The organism is Variovorax sp. 20P10.2.4 (assembly GCF_058244205.1).
Map to the genome: position 1 here is coordinate 1 of NZ_JBZAYE010000678.1, position 3,762 is coordinate 3,762.

The 3,762-nt window shown below is 70.9% G+C and carries 3 protein-coding genes and 1 riboswitch; of the genes, 2 read left to right on the forward strand and 1 reads right to left on the reverse strand.

The window, feature by feature from the left end:
- Positions 1–429: 2Fe-2S iron-sulfur cluster-binding protein (locus AC27VN_RS35510; protein ID WP_490879653.1), on the forward strand; the 429-nt coding region annotated here is incomplete at its 5' end.
- Here the strand turns inward: AC27VN_RS35510 and AC27VN_RS35515 are convergent.
- Positions 426–2,360 (reverse strand): adenylate/guanylate cyclase domain-containing protein, encoded by a 1,935-nt coding sequence (locus AC27VN_RS35515; RefSeq protein ID WP_490879654.1) that lies wholly within the window; start codon positions 2,358–2,360, stop codon positions 426–428. The genes AC27VN_RS35510 and AC27VN_RS35515 overlap by 4 nt on opposite strands.
- Before the next feature lie 102 nt (positions 2,361–2,462).
- Positions 2,463–2,565: riboswitch (TPP riboswitch) on the forward strand.
- Positions 2,566–2,641: 76 nt separating this feature from the next.
- On the opposite strand from AC27VN_RS35515, the gene AC27VN_RS35520 reads away from it, so the two are divergent.
- Positions 2,642–3,762: purine-cytosine permease family protein (locus AC27VN_RS35520; RefSeq protein ID WP_490879655.1), on the forward strand; the 1,121-nt coding region annotated here is incomplete at its 3' end.

Sequence of the window (3,762 nt, forward strand, 5' to 3'; positions counted from 1 at the left end):
GCCGCCACCATCGGCGCGCCGGCGCCCGGGCGCCATCTCTACGTCTGCGGGCCGAACGGATTCATCGAAGCGGTGCGCGCCGCCGCCCGCGCGCTCGGCTGGCCCGAAGAGCGCGTGCATTTCGAATGCTTCACGGGTGCGCCGCCGCCCGTCGAAGAGGCCGGCAGCTTCGAGGTGCAGCTGCGCAGCAGCGGCCGCGTGGTGCGCGTGCCGGCCGCGCTCAGCGTGGTGGACGCGCTCGCGGCCGAGGGCATCGAGATCCCGGTGTCCTGCGCCCAGGGCGTCTGCGGCACCTGCCTCACGCGCGTGCTCGAGGGCGAGGTCGCGCACCACGACCTCTTTCTCACGCCCGCCGAGCAGGCCGCGAACGACCAGTTCCTGCCCTGCTGCTCGCGCGCGCGTTCGCCGCGGCTGGTGCTCGATCTCTAGGGCGCCTCGTTCTCCTCGAGCAGTTCGTAGAGCACCATGCGCGTCTGCCGGCCGCGCAGCGCCACCTGCTCCTCGATGCGGCGCGTGGGCAGCCGCCCGTTCAGGCCCGCGTGGGTGGCTTCGGACATCAGCGTGCGCGTGCCCAGTTCCTTGTTGCTGCCCTCGATGCGGCTCGCGGCGTTGATCACGTCGCCGAGCGCGGTGTAGGAGAGCCGGTCGCTGGACCCGAGCACGCCGGCGATCACCACGCCGGTGTGCATGCCGATGCGCGTGTGGAAGGGCTGCAGCCCCTCGGCCTGCCAGCGGCGATTGAGCTCGGCCATCTCGGCATGCAGCTCGCGTGCCGCGAGGCAGGCGCGGTACTCGGCATCGGGCAGGTCGAGCGGCGCGCCCCACAGCACCATGATGCCGTCGCCCATGTACTTGTCGACCACGCCGCCATGGCGCGCGAACACGCGCTGCGCGAGGTTGAAGTACTCGGTGAGCTGGCGCACCAGCACGCCGGCTTCCAGCGATTCGGCGATGCTGGTGAAGCCCTCGACGTCGGTGAACATCGCCGTGATGCGGCGCGGCGAACCGCCGGGCGCCAGCGCATGGCCTTCGGCGACGAGCTGGCGGATCAGGTGCACCGGCACGAACTTGCTGAAGGCCCGCAGGCTGCGCGCGGAGTCGTCGAGCGCCTGGTTCAGATGCTGGATCTCGAGCACGCGGCTGGGCTGCTGCGGCAGGTCGTCGAGCTCGAGCCGGCCGATGCGGCGCGCGGTCTGCGACAGCTTCTCGATCGGCGCGGTCACCAGCTTCGACAGCCGCAGCGAGATGAAGAGCGCGAACGCCAGGAAGGCCAGCGTCAGCAGCAGGCCCCAGCGCACCAGGCGTTCCACGCCGGCGAGCAGCACCGCTTCGGGCTCCCAGCTGATCAGCTCCCAGCCCGTGGGGCCGATGCGCGACGACTCGACCCGGTAGCGCTCGCCCGCGTGGGTGACGACGAAGCTCTCGTCCTCCACGTTCTCCGAGATGCCGTGCGCCAGCATGTATGCATGCACCGCGCCGAGCACGCCACCCTCGGGCCATTGCAGATCGCGCACGGGATCGGGATGGTCGCTGCGCGCGAGCACGTGGTGGTCGTCGCTCAGCAGCACGCTCTCGCCGGGGCCCCGGCTGCCGAACTGGCGCACCAACGTCGACAGGTGGCCCAGCGACAGGTGGCCGACCACCACCAGCGACTGCTGCGTACGACCCTCGTCGTCGAGCCGCTCGGCCGGCCGGGCGTAGCTCACGCCGAGCTCCTCGCCGTCGTCGAAGCGGAACGGCGGCGTCCACACCGGCGCCTTCCGTGCCAGCGCCTCGCGGTACCAGGCGCGCTCGGTGGCGTCGTGGTCGCTGCGGAAGGACTCGATGCGCGTGGTCGCGAAGCGCTGGCGCGGATCGCCGCCCTCGATGTCGACCGAGCGTTTGTATTCCCAGGTCTCGGTGCTGAAGGCCGGATCGCGCACCACCTGGCGGATCGCCGACACCGGATAGCGCTCGGCCATCAGTAGGTGGCCGTCGTCGCTGGCCACGCCGAGGCTGTCGAGCTCGGTGGCTTCCTCGAGCATGGTCCACAGCATCTCGGCGCTGCGCTCGCCGTCCTCGCCCAGCGGATGCAGGCTCGGCGAATCGCCGACGGCGTGCACCACCGCCTGGGTCTTGGCGAGGAAGGCCAGCACGTTGTCCTCGATGCGGTCGTGGTGGACCTTGTGCGCCGACTCGCCGATGCGCGACACCAGCCGCTGCGCGCCCCAGTAGCCCAGCGCCACCAGCAGCAGCGACTGCACCAGCGCGACGGCACAGATGATGGTGCCGACGTCGACCCGGAAGCGGCGCAGGCGGGTGGCGGCCGGGGGTGGCCGGGCGGCCTCCGTGGAGGCCGCGGATGCAGCAGCGTCTGCCATGTCGTTCCCTTTCGCGCGCTCGTGCGCGCCCTCGTTCGTTATGGCGCGGATTGTCCCGGACTTCGAGGAATGCCCCCGGTATGCCGCGACGGGCCTAAAATGTCGGTTCGCTAGGGGTGTTGGGTCGGCTTGCCGATCCGGCTGAGAAAGTCCCTTTGAACCTGATTGAGGTAATCCTCGCGCAGGGAAGCTGGTCCGGCGGCCTGTCACGTTCTCTCGCGTGCCAGCCGCGCCGCTGGAGCCTCGCCCACCTGCCAAACCTTTTGCCCGGAGCAAAACGGATGGCACACGACGACACATCGAACCCTCTCGCCAACGAGGCGCTGACGCCGCTGCCGGCGTCGCAGCGCGTCTTCGGCTGGCACGACCATGCCTCGCTCTGGTTCAGCCTGGGCGTGGGCCTGCTGGTGATGCAGATCGGCGCCTACCTGGTGCCGGCCGTGGGCACGCGCGACGCGGCGATCGCGATCGCGCTGGGTTCCTGCCTCGGCGCCGCGCTGCTGGCCTGGACCGCGCGCCTGGGCTGCGAGAGCGGCCTGGCCAGCGCGGGCCTGATGCATGCCACCTACGGCAGCGCCTTCGCGCGGCTGCCGGTACTGCTCAACATCGTGCAGCTGGTGGGCTGGACCACCTTCGAGCTGGTGATCATGCGCGAGGGCACGCAGGCCATCGGCCAGTCGGTGGCCGGGCCGTGGCTGGGCAGTGCCTGGGGCGGCGTGGCGACCACGCTGCTGTGGGGCGCGGTGCTGCTGGCGCTGCTCGCGGGCTCGATGGTGAAGCTGGTTCGGCGCTTCGTGAGCCGCTTCGGGCTGCCGCTGGTGGTGCTGTCGCTGCTGTGGCTCAGCTGGCAGTTCGCAACGCAGTTGCATGCCAAGGGCTTCGATGCCTTCTGGGCCCGCCCGGGCGACGGCAGCATGGGCATGTTCGGCGCCCTCGACCTCGTGATCGCGATGCCTGTCTCATGGCTGCCGCTGGTGGCCGACTATGCGCGGCACGGCAAGCGCAGCGCGGGCGGGCTGGGCAGCGCCTTCAGCGGCACCTGGATCGGCTATGCGCTGGCCAACATCTGGTGCTATGCGCTGGGCGTGATGGTGGTCAGCGTGGCCGAGCCCGGCACCAGCCTGGTCACGGCGCTGCTGCTGGCGCAGGGCGGGCTGGTGGCGCTGGGCCTGATCCTGATCGACGAGCTCGACAACGCCTATGGCGACGTCTACTCGGGCTCGGTCTCCACCCACAGCCTGCTGCCGCGCTGGAGCGTGAAGCGCTGGGGCCTGCTGCTGGCCGTGCTGTGCATCGCGCTCGCGCTGGTGCTGCCGATGCACACGCTCGAGCCCTTCCTGCTGTTGCTGAGCTCGGTGTTCGTGCCGCTCTACGGCGTGATCCTCGGGCGGCTGGGCGGCGG

What these genes read in the sequence shown, in the direction of transcription:
- AC27VN_RS35515 (WP_490879654.1), bottom strand. Translation starts at nt 2,360, where the DNA reads ATGGCAGACGCTGCTGCATCCGCGGCCTCCACGGAGGCCGCCCGGCCA.